Source organism: Micromonospora sp. MH33, assembly GCF_003013775.1.
Lineage (GTDB): Bacteria > Actinomycetota > Actinomycetes > Mycobacteriales > Micromonosporaceae > Micromonospora > Micromonospora fulviviridis.
This window is the reverse complement of the sequence record NZ_MUYZ01000188.1, coordinates 1-13,481: the sequence shown is the minus strand read 5'-3', so window position 1 is coordinate 13,481 and position 13,481 is coordinate 1. Positions and strand designations below refer to the sequence as shown.

Below are 13,481 nucleotides of genomic sequence, written 5' to 3'. Positions count from 1 at the left end.
CGCCGGCGGCCGCGATGGCCCGCCCCCGGGCGGTGATCCGGCCGTCCGCGTCGACCGCGCCGAGGGTGGTCAGCGTGTCCCGGGCGACGGTCAGCGCGGCCGGTGGCGGGGGATCGGGCAGCGCCAGCCCGGCACCGTCCGGGGTGCCCCAGGCGGCCAGCTCCAGGGCGAACCCGGTCAGGTCGGCGGTGGCGATCTCCGGTTCGGGCTGGGGGGCGAGCCGGGCGTGGGTCGCCTCCGACCAGCACCGGTAGACCGCTCCCGGCGCCTCCCGCCCGGCCCGGCCGGCGCGCTGGGTGGCCGCCGCTCGGGAGACCGGCACGGTGACCAGCGCGCCCAGCCCGCGGGCCAGGTCGGTACGGGCCACCCGGCTCAGTCCGGCGTCCACCACGACGCGTACCCCGGGCACGGTCAGGCTGCTCTCCGCCACGGCGGTGGCCAGCACGACGCGGCGCCGTCCCGGCAACGGCGCCAGCGCCGCGTCCTGCGCGGAGCCGGGGAGCCGGCCGTGCAGGGGCAGCACGGCGACCGCGTCGCGCAGGTCGGCCAGGCGGCCCGCGACGGCGGCGATCTCGCCGGCGCCGGGCAGGAAGACCAGCACGTCGCCGTCCCGCTCGCGCAGCGCCCGGCGCACCGTCGCCGCCACGTGGTCCAGCAGCGCCGGGTCCACCCGACCCGCACCGGGCGCGGCGACCGGGCGGGGCGGCGGCGCCCAGATCCGGTCCACCGGGTGCAGGGCGGCCTCGGCCCGGACCACCGGTGCGGGACCACCCCCGCCGAGCAGCGCGGCGAACCGGTCCGCCCGAGGGGTGGCCGACATGGCCAGCAGCCACAGGTCCGGCCGGAGCGTGCCGCGGGCCTCCACGGTGAACGCCAGCGCCAGATCGGCGTCGAGCTGCCGCTCGTGGCACTCGTCGAGCAGCACCGCGCCGACGCCGGGCAGTTCCGGGTCGTGGTGCAGCCGGCGCACCAGCAGACCGGTGGTGACCACCTCGATCCGGGTGCGCGGACCGACCCGGCGCTCGCCGCGCACGGCGTACCCGATCCGCTCGCCGACCCGCTCGCCGAGCAGGGCGGCCATCCGGTGCGCGGCGGCCCGGGCGGCCACCCGGCGGGGCTGGGCGATCACCACCCGGCCGGGGACCTCGGCGGCCACCGCGAGCGGCGCCAGGGTGGTCTTGCCGGTGCCCGGGGGCGCCACCAGGACCGCCGCGCCGGCCACGCCCAGCGCCTCGACCAGCGCGGGCAGCACCGGCCGGACCGGCAGGTCCAGGGAGACGTCGGAGAGCACGGACCCACTCTCGCACTCCCGGCCGGGCGGCCGGCGCAGGGACCTGTTCGACTTCTCACATTGACCGTGACCGGTTCATCGCGTGGAGTGACGCTCATCGTGATGATGGGCTGCGGCGCGCGGCGCACACCCCGCAGGCGCTGCTCGACGACGCCGACTACGACCGGGGGCTGCGCCGGCTGCGCGCGGCGGCGCGGCGGACCCCGCACGCCCCGGTGGTCGACGCGCTGGACCTGCTGGTGCTGCGGTGAGCACGGATCGGCCCGGCCGGCGCACCGCCGACCGGGCCAGTGTGTGGACGCCAACGGTGGCCGGGCCCGCCGACCCGGCCACCGCCGCCACCCCCTAGTACGTTCCGTCGAGCTGCCAGCGCAGCTTCGTGAGCGCCCGGGCCAGCAGCCGCGACACGTGCATCTGCGAGACGCCGATCTGCTCGGCGATCTGCGACTGGGTCAGGTTGCCGTAGAAGCGCAGCGTGAGGATCTTCTGCTCGCGCTCGTCGAGCGTGGCCAGCGCCGGCCCGAGGGCCACCCGCAGCTCGGCCAGCTCGAACTCGCCGTCCTCGCCGCCGAGCATGTCGCCCAGCTCGGTGGCGCGGTCGCCGTCGCCGGTCGGGGTGGACAGCGACACCGCGTTGTAGGCGCGGGCGCCCTCCAGGCCTTCCAGGACCTCCTCCTCGGTGAGGTTGAGGTGGCCGGCGATGTCGGCGACCGTCGGCGAGCGGCCGAGGGTCTGCAGCAGTGAGCTGTTGGCGTCGGAGATGGCCAGCCGCAGCTCCTGGAGGCGGCGCGGCACCCGGATGTCCCACGTGCGGTCGCGGAAGTGGCGCTTCAGCTCGCCGATGATGGTCGGGATGGCGTAGCCGGCGAAGTCGACGCCGCGGGACGGGTCGAACTTGTCGATCGCCTTGATCAGGCCGACGGCGGCGGTCTGCGCCAGGTCGTCGGTGGGCTCGCCCCGGCCGCTGTAGCGGTGGGCGAGGTGGTTGGCGAGCGGCAGCCAGGCCTCGATCGCCCGGTCGCGCAGCGCGGGGCGCGACGGGTGGTTGGCGGGCAGCGCCGCCATCGCGTTGAGCAGGTCCGCGGCGCTGTCGGTGAGCGCCCGCGGGTCGAGCTTCTCGGTGGTGGACGGCGTTGTCGTCGCCGGTTCGCTGATCGTGTGCGCGGTCATGGGTGGTCCTCCCTGCACCTCGTCCGCGAAAGAAAAAAGACGTGACGCTTCGGTTTAGCTTCAGTTAGGCCGTTCGGAAGCCACCTTAACCTGATCGGCCCGAGGAAATCTAGCCGAAAGTACGATGTACTTAAGCCGTGTCAGGATACGAATTGGCTTGAATCGGGGCAGAAGCCCTCGGATGGCCGACCGGCGTCGTGAGGCGGGGCGGTCCGGACCGGTGGACCGGACGGACGAATCGTCGGACCGACCGGTCAACATGAAACCCGACAGTCGGCGCACACTGTCGCCTTTCCGTCGTTGTCCCATCGATGGGACCGCCCGTAGCGTCCAGGTGTACACGTCTACGGAGGCACCGTGCTGGATCCCGCCGCTCCGCAACTCGTCGTCAACGCCCGGACCGTGCTGTTCAGCTGGCTCCCGGCGGACCCCGAGGCGGTCGCCGCGCTCGTCCCGGCAGCCCTCCGTCCGCACCCCGACCACCAGGTCTTCCTCTGCCAGTACGTGGTCGACGACGAGAGCCAGACCTCCGGGTTGGGCGCGTACTCGCTCTCCTTCCTCGGTGTCTCGCTCGCGGACATGGAGCCGCCCGACGGGGACACCCCCGGCGGCTGGTGGACCCACTACCTCGCCTCCAGCCCGCGGGTCCGCCAGTACGCGTCCGCCCGCGGCGCCCCCGCCGTGGCGGGAGAGACCCTGGTTGACGTCCGGGGTGGGCGGCTCACCGCCGAGACATGGGCCGACGGACGGCCGCTCATCCAGGTCACCGCGCGGGTCGGGGACACCGGCACCGAGGCGCACAACGGCCACCACCGCTACCTCAGCGAGCGCGACGGTGAGCTGATCGTCGCCGACTACCCGTACGTGGCCGAGCCGGTGTCGCCGTTCGAGGTCGAGTCGGTGGAGTTCCTGGCCCCGGAGCACCCGGTGTACGCGCTCCGGCCGGCCAACCCCCTACAGGTCTGCTGGGGCTTCTACTCGCCCCGGGTGTCGTTCGCGTACCCGGCCCGGCCGAACGCGCTGGACGAGCCGCTGCCCACCGGCGACCCGGTCACGGCGGCTCACCAGGTGCCGGCGCGCCGGGCGCGCAGCGGCCTGCCGTCCGGGTCGTAGACCAGCCGGTACGCCGGCAGCGCCCAGAGCCGGGTGCGCCACGGCAGCCGCTCCGGCCGGTGCGGCCGCAGCCGCCCCGGCGGGCGGGGCCCGGTGCGGCCGGACTCGTGCCACCGCTCCAGCGCCTCCGCCGCCGAGGTGATCGCCGCGACCGCGTCGGCCGGATCGAGCAGATCGTGGTCCGCGCCGCCGTCCGGGTCCCGGTCCAGGTGCTCCCGCCACAGCCGCAACCGCAGCTCCCGGGCGAACACCCGGGCCCCGTCGCCCAGCCCCGCCGGGTCGGTCGGGGCCCGCTCGTCCCGGGTGTCGTCCAGCACCGCGCAGGACAGCTCGCTGTCGTGGGTCCACGAGCGGCGGTTGAAGTTGTCGCTGCCCACGCTGGCCCAGACGTCGTCCACCACACAGACCTTCGCGTGCACGTAGACCGGGGTGCCCTCGTGGTTCTCCACGTCGAAGACGTGCACCCGGTCCGGGGCGGCCCGGTGGCAGAGCTCAATGGCCTGCGCGCGGCCGACCATGTTCGGCGGCAGCGCCAAGCGGCCGTCCACGTCGGGGTGCCGGGGCACGACGGCCACCAGGTGCAAGCCCGGCTGCTCGCGCAGCGCCCGCGCGAAGAGGTCGGCCACCTCGGTCGACCAGAGGTACTGGTCCTCCAGGTAGATCAGCCGGCGGGCCCGGCGGACCGCCTTGGTGTAGCCCCGGGCCACCGTCCGCTCGCCGTCCGGGGCGAACGAGTAGCGCGGGCGCACCGCCGGGTAGGTGCGCAGCACCTGGACGTGGTGCGGCCCGCAGGGCGGCGGGTCGGCGGGCTGGTCCGGCAGCGGGTCCGGGCTCAGGTCCGACCCGCGTAGCCGGTCCCGCAGGTAGGCTATCGGGTTCTCCGAGTCCAACGGCATCGGGTCGGTCCACCGTTCCCGGAAGGTGGTGTCCAGGGCGCCGACCACCGGCCCGCGGAGCGCGAGTTGCACGTCGTGCCAGGGCGGGTGCGGGCCGTACCGCGGGGACATGGCGACCGGCTGCGGGTCGCCGCCGTGCGCCGCGTCGTCCCGCCGGCTGTGGCAGAGGTCGATCCCGCCGGCGAAGGCGATGTCCCGTTCCGGATCGCCGGGGCGGCGCAGCACGACCAGCTTCTGGTGGTGCGAGCCGCCGCGGCGGACCCGCTGGTCGAGCAGCACCTCCCCGCCGGCGGCGCAGATCGCCTCGCTGAGGTCGCGGTTCTCCTCCTCGCTGTAGGAGAGCGCGTCGAGGTGGGAGCGCCAGATCAGGCCCTTGACGACCACCCCGCGCTGGGCGGCCTGGGCGAACAGCTGCACCACGGTCGGGCCGTCCGGCCGCATCCGCTGGTCCGGGTCGCCGCGCCAGTCGGTGAAGAAGAGGTGGTCGCCCTCCCGGAGTTGCTCCACCTCACTGACCAGTCGGTCGAAGTACGCGCCGCCGTGAATTAACGGCTCGACGAGGTTTCCGCTCGTCCAGACGGGTAACTCAGACCCTGGGTTGGCGCGTTCCTGTGCGGAGAGGAACCAGTTCCGCATCGCCACGTTCCAGCCTCCCGAGGTCGACAACGTCCTCACGGTAGGACCCCCGGCACGGCCCCGCACGCCGACCGCCCCAGGTCGGCAGGGTGCTCGCGTGGGGGCTCACCGACCCCTGGATCGCGAAACCGAGGAGGCCACAGCATGCCCGCCGAGACGACGAACACCGTGACCGAATACCGCGAGCAGGCGGTGGAGGGGGAACGGGGTGCGCTGGTGGCGGTCCTGTTGATGGTGATCCTCGGGGTGGCCGGCATCTTCGCCGTCTCCTGAGACCGGCGACGGGCGCCCCGGGGAACCGGGACGCCCGTCGGATCGAGCGGTCAGGGGCGGTCGCCCTCGCCGCCGCTGTGCGGCACCCGCCCGGCCGGGACCACCCCGAGCCGGCCGGCCTGGTAATCCTCGACCGCCTGGATCAGCTCGGCCCGGGTGTTCATCACGAACGGGCCGTAGTGCGCCACCGGCTCGCGGATCGGCTGGCCGCCCATGATGTAGAGCTCCAGCGCCGGGGTGTTGGCGTCCTGTCGCGCGTCCGCGGTGATCCGCAGCGCGTCGCCCGGGCCGTGCACGGCGAGCTGGCCGAGGTGGACGGGCCGCCGGTCGGTGCCGACGGTGCCCCGGCCGGCCAGCACGTAGACCAGCGCGTTTAAGTCCGGCCGCCAGGGCAGGCTCAGCTCGGCCCCGGGCTGCAGCGTCACGTGCGCGATGGTGATCGGCGTGTGGGTCGAGCCCGGGCCCCGGTGGCCGGCGACCTCGCCGGCGATCACCCGGATCAGCGCGCCGCCGTCGGGCGTGGTCAGCAGCGCCGACTCCCGGCCGCGGATGTCCTGGTAGCGCGGCGGGTTCATCTTCGCCACCCGGGGCAGGTTGACCCAGAGCTGGAGGCCGTGGAAGAGACCGCCGCTCATCACCAGGTGCTCCGGCGGTGCCTCGATGTGCAGCAGGCCGCGACCGGCGGTCATCCACTGGGTGTCGCCGTCGGTGATGGTGCCACCGCCGCCCTGCGAGTCCTGGTGGTCCATGATCCCGTCGATCATGTAGGTCACCGTCTCGAAGCCGCGGTGCGGGTGCCACGGGGTGCCCTTCGGCTCGCCCGGCGCGTAGTCGACCTCGCCCATCTGGTCGAGGTGGATGAACGGGTCCAGCTCGGTCATCGGAACCCCGGCGAAGGCCCGGCGGACCGGGAAGCCCTCGCCCTCGTAGCCGCTCGGCGCGGTGGTCACCCGGCGGACCGGGCGGTAGCTGGTGGACTCGGCGAGCTCCGGCAGGCGGGGCAGGACGAGGACGTCGTCGACGGTGATCGCGGGCATCTCGGGGCTCCTTACTTGTCGGCCGGGGTGGACGACGCGTCGCGGTCGGCGCCGAGGCGCCGGCCGAGCCGTTCGAAGACCCGGGTGAGGCAGGCGACCTCGGCGTCGTCGAGGTCGTCCATCAGGTGGGTACGCGCGGAGCGCAGGTGGTGCGGCGCGGCCTCGCGCAGCGTCAGCAGGCCGGCGGCGGTGAGCACGGCCTCGCTGCCGCGCCGGTCCTCCGGGCAGGACTCCCGGGCGACCAGGCCGCGCTTCTGCATGGAGGAGATCTGGTACGTCAGCCGGCTCGGCGAGAACACCAGCCGGCCGGCCAGCTCACCCATCCGCAGCCGCTGCCCCGGCGCCTCGGAGAGCAGCACCAGCACGTGGTAGTCGGCGAAGCTCAGCTCGCTGTCGGCGCGCAGGTCGTCCTCGATCTGGGTGAACAGCCGCTGGCTCGCCTCGATGTACGCCCGCCAGCAGGCCATCCGCTCGGGATCCAGGCTCTCCGTCATGGCCATGACAGTAGCACTATTTAAAATTTAAACAAGGCCCTTGCCATGTGAGTGAGCCGCGCAACAGCAGTGCTTGACGGCGGTGACATTGAAATCTGAACCGAGCGTCCGGGCTAGGGTCGGAGGGTGGAAGATCTCGACGTGCAGGACTGGCGGGAGCGGGTGGCCCGGCTGTACCTCTCCGACCTCGACCTGGCCGGCTTCCGGGCCGCCCGGGACGAGTTGTTCCGCGGCCACCCCAGCAGCCCGCTGCCGGCCGCCGACCGGCCCGGCTTCACCGGGCTGCGCTGGTTCCCGCCCGACCCGGCCGCCGTGGTCGAGGCGCCGCTGCGCCCGGCATCGGGCACCGAGACCATCGACACCGGCGGCCCCGACGGAGTGGTGCGCTACCGACGGGTCGCGGTCGCGGAGACGCCCTGGGGTCCGCTCACCCTGTGGTGGATCGAGGCGTACGGGGGCGGGCTGTTCCTCCCGCTGCGCGACGCCACCTGCGGCGCCGAGGCGTACGGCGGCGGGCGGTACCTGACCGACACGGTGAAGGGCACCTTCGGGCGCGGCCTGACCGTGCTGCCCGGCAACCGCGTCCGGCTCGACGCCAACTACCTCTACAACCCGAGCTGCGCCTACGACGACCGGTGGGCCTGCCCGCTGGCCCCGCCGGAGAACCGGGTCGACGTCCCGATCCGCGCCGGCGAGCGGTCCTACCACTGACGCGGCGACGCCCCGGCGCGACGGGGCGCGCCGGGGCGTCGGGATCGACCGGTCAGCGGGCGGTGGCGCCGGTCGGCGTCAGGTGCATCCGACCGAGCAGCTGCCGGGCCTGGTCGGCCAGTTCCGCGTCCACGGTGACCGCGTACTGGCTGGCCCGCAGCGAACTGGCCGAGGTGAAGTCGCGTTGGCCCCCGGTCATGGCATGGGCGACCGCGCCGAACACCGCGCCCCAGATCGCGCCGATCACCAGTCCCACCAGGATCACCGCGAGCCAGTTCCCCGCGGTGAAGATGCCGAAGAGCAACCCGATGAACAGGCCGAACCAGGCGCCGGTGCCCGCGCCCAGCAGGGCGGCCCGGCCCGTGGTCAGCCGGCCCATCACGGTCTCGACCAGGGTGAGGTTGGTCCCCACGATCGCGGTTCGTTCCACCGGGAACCGGTTGTCGGCCAGATAGTCCACGACCCGTTGGGCGGACGGATAGTCCGGGTACGACCCGATCGTGACGGTCGGTGGACCGGCCTGCGTCCCCTGCCCGTCCCCGCTCGGCGGCAACGGACGACCGCTCGGACCGGACGGGAGGTTGTCGCTGCCCGGCATGCCGGGCCGCCAGGCCGCGGTCGGACTCGAGGGTCTGGTCATGAGCATCCTCCTTCGTCAACCCGCCGCGTTCCCACCGCCGCCGGTGGGTAACGCGCCGGCCCGGACGGATGGCGGCGTGCATGGTGGCCGCCGGGCCGGGTAGCCCCTCCCGTGCGGACCGGACGGATCAGCGAGCACGGCTTCCTCGCCGACGGACACAGCGCGGCCCTGGTGGACCGGGCCGGCTCGGTCAACTGGTGGTGTCCGCCCCGCTTCGACGCGCCGTCGGTCTTCGGGCGGCTGCTCGACGACGACGCGGGGCACTGGAGCATCCGGCCCGCGGGCGAGTTCACCAGCACCCGGTCATACCTGGAGGACACGCTCGTGCTGCGTACCGTCTTCCGCACCGCGACCGGGACGGCGGCCGTCACCGACGCCCTGGCGCTGGAGCCCGGCGCGCGCGGGCACCACGTCGGGCTGCGGTCGCCGCTTGTGCTCGCCCGGGTGGTCGAGGGGCTCAGCGGCGAGGTGCCGATGCGGGTCGACTACGTGCCCCGCTTCGAGTACGGCCGGGTCCGCGCATACCTGACCGACGTCGACGGGGTGATCGGGGCGACGGCCGGCGCGTGCCGGCTGGAATTGCGTGCCAACGTGCCGCTGGCCTGCGGCGAGGGCGGCGCGTCCGCGGTGTTCACCGCCCGCGCCGGCAGCACCCACCACTTCACCCTCGGGTACGCCCCGACCTACCGGGGCGGCACGCCGGCGTTGCCCGACGCCGACCAGGTGCTGGCCGACACCATTGCCGGCTGGCGATCCTGGGCGGACCTGCACGAATACCACGGCCTCTACCGCGACCTGGTCCGCCGGAGCGCGATGGTGGTGCAGGGGATGACCTACGGGCCCAGCGGGGCGGTGGTGGCGGCCGCCACCACCTCGCTCCCCGAGGAGCTGGGCGGGGACCGCAACTACGACTACCGCTTCGTCTGGCTGCGCGACTTCAGCCTCACCCTCCAGGCCCTCTGGCTGGCCGCCTGCCCGGACGAGGCCGACCGGCAGTTCAGCTGGGTGGCCCGGGCGATGGGCCGGATCGACGACGACCCGGTGCCGATCATGTACGGGGTCGAGGGCGAGCGGGACCTCACCGAGCACTGCCTCGACCACCTCGCCGGGTACGCCGGCAGCCGGCCGGTCCTGATCGGCAACGACGCCTGGCGGCAGCGGCAGACCGACGTGCTGGGCGAGGTCCTGGACGCGGCGTGGCTGATGCGCCACTACCTCGACCCGATGTCGGCCGACGTGCGGCACCTGCTGCACGCCCTCGCCGACCAGGCGGTGCGGGAGTGGCGCCGGCCCGACGCCGGGATGTGGGAGGCGCGCGACGCCGAGCGGCACTACCTGTCGTCCAAGGTGCAGTGCTGGACCGCGCTGGACCGGGCCGTCCGGTTCGGTACCAGGATCGGCGAACCCGCCGACGTGACGCGCTGGGCGGCCGCCCGCGACGAGGTGCGCGCGGCGGTGCTCCGCCGGGGCTGGAACGACCGGGTCGGTGCGTACACCGGTGCGTTCGACTCCGACGAGTTGGACGCCTCGGTGCTGATCATGCCGCTGGTGGGCTTCCTGCCCGCCGACGACCCGCGGATGCGCGCCACGATCGACGTGGTCGAGCGCGGGCTGTCCCACAACGGCCTGCTGCGCCGGTGGAACGACGACCCGGCCGGCTTCGTGATCTGCTCGTTCTGGCTGGCCAGCTGCCTGGCTGACGCCGGCGAGCTGGACCGGGCCCGGCGGCTGTTCGAGCAGCTCGCCGCCCGGGCCAACGATCTCGGCCTGTACGCCGAGCAGATCGACCAGGGCACCGGCGAGCAGCTCGGCAACTTCCCGCAGGCCTTCTCGCACATCGGCCTGATCAACGCCGCGGGCCGGATCACCGCGGCCGCCGAGCGGCTCGGCGGCCGGACCGACCGAACGGCCGTGCCGACCGGCGCGGCCACCACGGAGGGAGTACCCAGATGAGCGGACGCCTGGCGGGCAGGACCGCCCTGATCACCGGTTCGGACTCGGGCATCGGTCAGGCCACCGCGATCGAGTTCGGCCGAGAGGGCGCCGACGTGGTGGTGCACTACCTGCACGACCACGCCGGAGCGAACCACACCCGGGCCGAGGTCGAGAAGGCCGGCGGGCGCGCCGTGGTGGTGCAGGGCGACATCAGCGTCGAGCACCAGGTCGAGGCGATGTTCGACGAGGCCCTCGCGGAGTTCGACCGGCTGGACATCCTGATGAACGACGCCGGGGTGGACGCCTCCGGCATCCCGGTCGCCGACCTCGACACGGAGACCTGGGACCGGTGCATCCGGACCAACGTCTACGGGGCCTTCTTCTGCTCCCGCCGCTTCGTCCGGCACCGTCGCGACCAGGGCGGGGGCGGGCGGATCATCAACATCACCTCGATCCACCAGGAGGTCGCCCGGGCCGGTGGCGCCGACTACGACACCAGCAAGGGCGCCGTGCTGGAGTTCGCCAAGAGCCTGGCGCTGGAGGTCGCGCCGATGCGGATGAACGTCAACAACATCGGGCCGGGCATGGTGCTCACCCCGTTCAACCAGCGGGCCATCGATGACCCGAAGTACCTGGAGGAACAGGTGCAGAGCATCCCCTGGAAGCGGGCCGCGCAGCCGTCGGAGATCGCCAAGCTGGCCGTCTTCCTGGCCAGCGACGACGCCGACTACGTGACCGGGTCGACGTACTTCATGGACGGCGGCCTGATGCAGAACCAGGGCCAGGGCGCCTGAGCCCGCGCGGCAGCGGGCCGTGGTGGCGGGCAGGATCGGGGGATGGAACTGGTCATCATGGCCGACACCCATGTGCCGAAGCGGGCGCGGGACCTGCCGGAGCCGCTCTGGGCGGCGGTCGAGGCCGCCGACGTGGTGCTGCACGCCGGCGACTGGGTGGAGGTGTCCCTGCTGGACGCCCTGACGGCCCGGTCCCGCCGGCTGGTCGGGGTGTACGGCAACAACGACGGACCGCCGCTGCGCGCCCGGCTGCCGGAGGTGGCCCGGGTCGAGCTGTCCGGGCTGCGGGTGGCCGTGGTGCACGAGACGGGGCCGAAGACCCGCCGGGAGGAGCGCTGCGCCGCCGCCTTCGGGGACTGCGACGTCCTGGTCTTCGGGCACTCCCACATCCCGTGGGACAGCGTGGCCCCGGGCGGCCTCCGGCTGCTCAACCCCGGCTCACCCACCGACCGTCGGGCCCAGCCGCACGCCACCTACCTGACCGCGCGGGTGGCGGCGGGGCGGCTCGACCGGGTCGAGCTGCACCGCCTGCCCCCGCGCTGACTCACCGGCCGCGACCGGTCTCCGCCTGTAGCTCGTCGATCCGGCGGGACGCCTCGGCCTTGGTCAGCCCCTCCGGCACCTCCTCGCCCGCCTCCCGGGCCAGGGTGTGCAGGTAGGACTCCTGTGCGGCGGTCGGCGGCTCGTCGCCGGTGACCCAGTCGTCCGGGTCCTTGACGGCGGCGTCCGGGTTGACGGGGTCCTTGCTGCCGCTGCTGCGGTCGGCCATTTCGATCACCTCTCCTCGAACAGGTGTACCACTACCCCGGTCCTCCGGTCTTCATGCCGGCCGCCGCCTACGATCATCGGCGTGACTGCGGACCGGGCGGGTGTGCTGGTGGTCGGCGCGGGCATCGCCGGAGTGGCGTGCGCCGCCGAGCTGGCCCGGGCCGGCATCCCAGTGGAGGTCCGGGAACGGGCCCGGGTGACCGGCGGGCGGATGGCCAGCAGGCGCTTCGACGGCCGCCCCGCCGACCTGGGCGCCGCCTACTTCACCGTCGACGACCCCGACTTCGCCGCCGTGGTCGACCGGTGGCGCGCCGCCGGCCTGGCCCGGGAGTGGACCGACACGCTGGTCTCCTACGGGCCGCGGGGGCGCGAGGAGGTGGCCGGCCCGATGCGGTGGGCCGCCCCGCGCGGGCTCCGCTCGCTGGTGGAGCACCTGGCCCGGGACCTGCCGGTGGTGCACAACCGGCTGGTCATGATGGTCGAGCCGGGGCCACGGGTGGACGGCCGGGCCGCCGAGGCGGTGGTGCTGGCCATGCCGGGCCCGCAGGCCGCCCTGCTGCTCGATCCCGCGCTGGCGGCGGCAACCCGGGCCGTGGCGGCCCAGCGCTGGTCCTCCGCGCTGACCGGGGTGCTGCGTTTCCCGGCCCGCCGCTGGCCGGACTTCCGGGGCGCGTTCGTCAACGGGCACCCGGTACTGAGCCTGGTCTGCGACGACGGCGACCGGCGCGGCGACGGCGCCCCGGTGCTGGTCGCGCACACCACCCCCGAGTTCGCCGCCGGGCATCTGCTCCAGCCCACCGCGGCCGGCCCGGCGATCGAGCAGGCCGTCCGAGACCTGTTCGGCCTGCCCGAGCACGCCGAGCTGACCCACGTGCACCGCTGGACGTACGCCAAGCCGGTCGCCGGCGGCGAGGGCGCCTACCACCTCGACGACGACGGGATCGGCCTGGCCGGCGACGCGTTCGGGCGGCCCCGGGTGCAGGGCGCCTGGCGCTCCGGCCGGGACCTGGGCCGGGCGCTGGCCGCCCGGCTGCTCGCGGACCGTGGCTGACCGGTGCCACTGCGCGCAGGCGGCCAGTCACCCACAGGTATCGTTCGTCCGGGAGGTGTACGTGCAGTGAATGGCGCCGGCGGTCGGCCGGGAGACGGCACGACCGGGGTGGACCCGTCGCCGTTCCCGGACGGTGGGCTGCGCCACGACGCCCTGCTCTACGCCCACGACCGCGACTACCTCGCCGCCGTCGGCGACTTCGTGGAGGCCGGGCGGGCCGCCGGCGAGCCGGTGCTGGTCGCCGTGCCCACCCACCGGCTGCCCCTGGTGCGGCCGTTGCTCGACCCGCCCGACGGTGTCGAGCTGGCCGACATGGCGGTCATCGGGCGTAATCCCGCGGCCATCATCGCCAGCACGCTGCATGGTTTCGTCCACCGGTTCCCCGGCCGCCGCGTCCGCGTCGTCGGGGAGTCGCTCTGGCCCGGCCGGCGGCCGGCCGCGTACCGGCACTGCGTCGAGCACGAAGCGATCATCAACCTCGGCCTGGCCGACCAGCCGCTCACCGTGCGCTGCCTGTTCGACCGGTCCCGGTTGCCGGCCGGGACGCTGGCCGACGTCGCCGGGACCCACCCCTGGCTGGTCAGCGGGGGAGTGGCCCGGCCCAGCGCCGGCTACCGGCAGCCCGGGGCGGTGCTGCGCCGGCTGGCCCGCCCGCTGCCCCCGCCGCCCGGC

General features: G+C 74.3%; 15 protein-coding genes and 1 pseudogene. 9 read left to right on the top strand and 7 right to left on the bottom strand.

The features are described from left to right. Positions 1–1,291: helicase-related protein (locus B0E53_RS24320; protein ID WP_281492906.1), on the bottom strand; the 1,291-nt coding region annotated here is incomplete at its 3' end. Between the two features lie 110 nt (positions 1,292–1,401). Between B0E53_RS24320 and B0E53_RS39605 the strand changes: the two are divergent. Beyond that, positions 1,402–1,542, top strand: a pseudogene (locus B0E53_RS39605) (SAM-dependent methyltransferase); the annotation flags it as partial. Positions 1,543–1,636: 94 nt separating this feature from the next. Here B0E53_RS39605 and B0E53_RS24315 read toward each other — a convergent pair. After that, a complete protein-coding gene (locus tag B0E53_RS24315; RefSeq protein WP_107078172.1) occupies positions 1,637–2,461 on the bottom strand; it encodes a SigB/SigF/SigG family RNA polymerase sigma factor in 825 nt (274 codons plus the stop codon). Positions 2,462–2,818: 357 nt separating this feature from the next. Here B0E53_RS24315 and B0E53_RS24310 point away from each other — a divergent pair, with 357 nt between their 5' ends. Then, a complete protein-coding gene (locus tag B0E53_RS24310) occupies positions 2,819–3,574 on the top strand; it encodes a hypothetical protein (protein ID WP_107078171.1) in 756 nt (251 codons plus the stop codon). Here B0E53_RS24310 and B0E53_RS24305 read toward each other — a convergent pair. Then, positions 3,523–5,112, bottom strand: coding sequence for a phospholipase D family protein (locus B0E53_RS24305; protein ID WP_107078170.1), 1,590 nt, complete (start codon positions 5,110–5,112; stop codon positions 3,523–3,525). The genes B0E53_RS24310 and B0E53_RS24305 overlap by 52 nt on opposite strands. Before the next feature lie 138 nt (positions 5,113–5,250). Here B0E53_RS24305 and B0E53_RS40210 point away from each other — a divergent pair, with 138 nt between their 5' ends. Continuing rightward, complete coding sequence (locus B0E53_RS40210) at positions 5,251–5,379, top strand: hypothetical protein (protein ID WP_255509960.1); 129 nt, start codon at positions 5,251–5,253, stop codon at positions 5,377–5,379. Positions 5,380–5,429: 50 nt separating this feature from the next. Here B0E53_RS40210 and B0E53_RS24300 read toward each other — a convergent pair whose 3' ends face one another. Continuing rightward, on the bottom strand, positions 5,430–6,416 hold the full coding sequence (locus B0E53_RS24300) for a pirin family protein (RefSeq protein WP_107078169.1): 987 nt from the start codon (positions 6,414–6,416) through the stop codon (positions 5,430–5,432). Positions 6,417–6,427: 11 nt separating this feature from the next. Beyond that, positions 6,428–6,910: a MarR family transcriptional regulator gene (locus B0E53_RS24295; RefSeq protein ID WP_107078168.1), complete on the bottom strand. Its 483-nt coding sequence runs from the start codon at positions 6,908–6,910 to the stop codon at positions 6,428–6,430. Between the two features lie 126 nt (positions 6,911–7,036). Here B0E53_RS24295 and B0E53_RS24290 point away from each other — a divergent pair, with 126 nt between their 5' ends. After that, entirely contained in the window at positions 7,037–7,621 is a 585-nt protein-coding gene (locus B0E53_RS24290) for a DUF1684 domain-containing protein (protein WP_107078167.1), read from the top strand. A 52-nt stretch (positions 7,622–7,673) separates the two neighbouring features. On the opposite strand, the gene B0E53_RS24285 is transcribed toward B0E53_RS24290, so the two are convergent. Beyond that, entirely contained in the window at positions 7,674–8,261 is a 588-nt protein-coding gene (locus B0E53_RS24285) for a general stress protein (protein ID WP_107078166.1), read from the bottom strand. A 111-nt stretch (positions 8,262–8,372) separates the two neighbouring features. Between B0E53_RS24285 and B0E53_RS24280 the strand changes: the two genes are divergently transcribed. The 3 genes from B0E53_RS24280 to B0E53_RS24270 are packed head-to-tail and all read left to right on the top strand — an operon-like array spanning position 8,373 to position 11,533. Next, complete coding sequence (locus tag B0E53_RS24280) at positions 8,373–10,214, top strand: glycoside hydrolase family 15 protein (protein WP_107078165.1); 1,842 nt, start codon at positions 8,373–8,375, stop codon at positions 10,212–10,214. Next, positions 10,211–10,990 carry a glucose 1-dehydrogenase gene (locus tag B0E53_RS24275; RefSeq protein ID WP_107078164.1) on the top strand — a complete coding sequence of 260 codons (780 nt, stop codon included), beginning with the start codon at positions 10,211–10,213 and terminating at the stop codon, positions 10,988–10,990. Before B0E53_RS24280 ends, B0E53_RS24275 begins: the two co-directional genes overlap by 4 nt. A gap of 42 nt (positions 10,991–11,032) precedes the next feature. Further along, the gene (locus tag B0E53_RS24270; protein WP_107078163.1) at positions 11,033–11,533 is read left to right on the top strand and encodes a metallophosphoesterase; all 501 of its coding nucleotides are present in this window, start codon (positions 11,033–11,035) and stop codon (positions 11,531–11,533) included. 1 nt (position 11,534) lies between these two features. Here the strand turns inward: B0E53_RS24270 and B0E53_RS24265 are convergent, their stop codons facing one another. Continuing rightward, positions 11,535–11,759 (bottom strand): DUF3072 domain-containing protein, encoded by a 225-nt coding sequence (locus tag B0E53_RS24265; RefSeq protein ID WP_107078162.1) that lies wholly within the window; start codon positions 11,757–11,759, stop codon positions 11,535–11,537. 102 nt (positions 11,760–11,861) lie between these two features. Here B0E53_RS24265 and B0E53_RS24260 point away from each other — a divergent pair, with 102 nt between their 5' ends. Together B0E53_RS24260 and B0E53_RS24255 are read left to right on the top strand one after the other, a co-directional pair. Further along, on the top strand, positions 11,862–12,809 hold the full coding sequence (locus tag B0E53_RS24260) for an FAD-dependent oxidoreductase (RefSeq protein ID WP_107078161.1): 948 nt from the start codon (positions 11,862–11,864) through the stop codon (positions 12,807–12,809). 66 nt (positions 12,810–12,875) lie between these two features. Further along, positions 12,876–13,481: MEDS domain-containing protein (locus B0E53_RS24255; RefSeq protein ID WP_210406194.1), on the top strand; the 606-nt coding region annotated here is incomplete at its 3' end.

Coding starts and splice junctions, on each gene's coding strand:
- B0E53_RS24315 (WP_107078172.1), bottom strand. CDS start 2,461: ATGACCGCGCACACGATCAGCGAACCGGCGACGACAACGCCGTCCACC.
- B0E53_RS40210 (WP_255509960.1), top strand. CDS start 5,251: ATGCCCGCCGAGACGACGAACACCGTGACCGAATACCGCGAGCAGGCG.
- B0E53_RS24300 (WP_107078169.1), bottom strand. CDS start 6,416: ATGCCCGCGATCACCGTCGACGACGTCCTCGTCCTGCCCCGCCTGCCG.
- B0E53_RS24295 (WP_107078168.1), bottom strand. CDS start 6,910: ATGACGGAGAGCCTGGATCCCGAGCGGATGGCCTGCTGGCGGGCGTAC.
- B0E53_RS24285 (WP_107078166.1), bottom strand. CDS start 8,261: ATGACCAGACCCTCGAGTCCGACCGCGGCCTGGCGGCCCGGCATGCCG.
- B0E53_RS24275 (WP_107078164.1), top strand. CDS start 10,211: ATGAGCGGACGCCTGGCGGGCAGGACCGCCCTGATCACCGGTTCGGAC.
- B0E53_RS24270 (WP_107078163.1), top strand. CDS start 11,033: ATGGAACTGGTCATCATGGCCGACACCCATGTGCCGAAGCGGGCGCGG.
- B0E53_RS24265 (WP_107078162.1), bottom strand. CDS start 11,759: ATGGCCGACCGCAGCAGCGGCAGCAAGGACCCCGTCAACCCGGACGCC.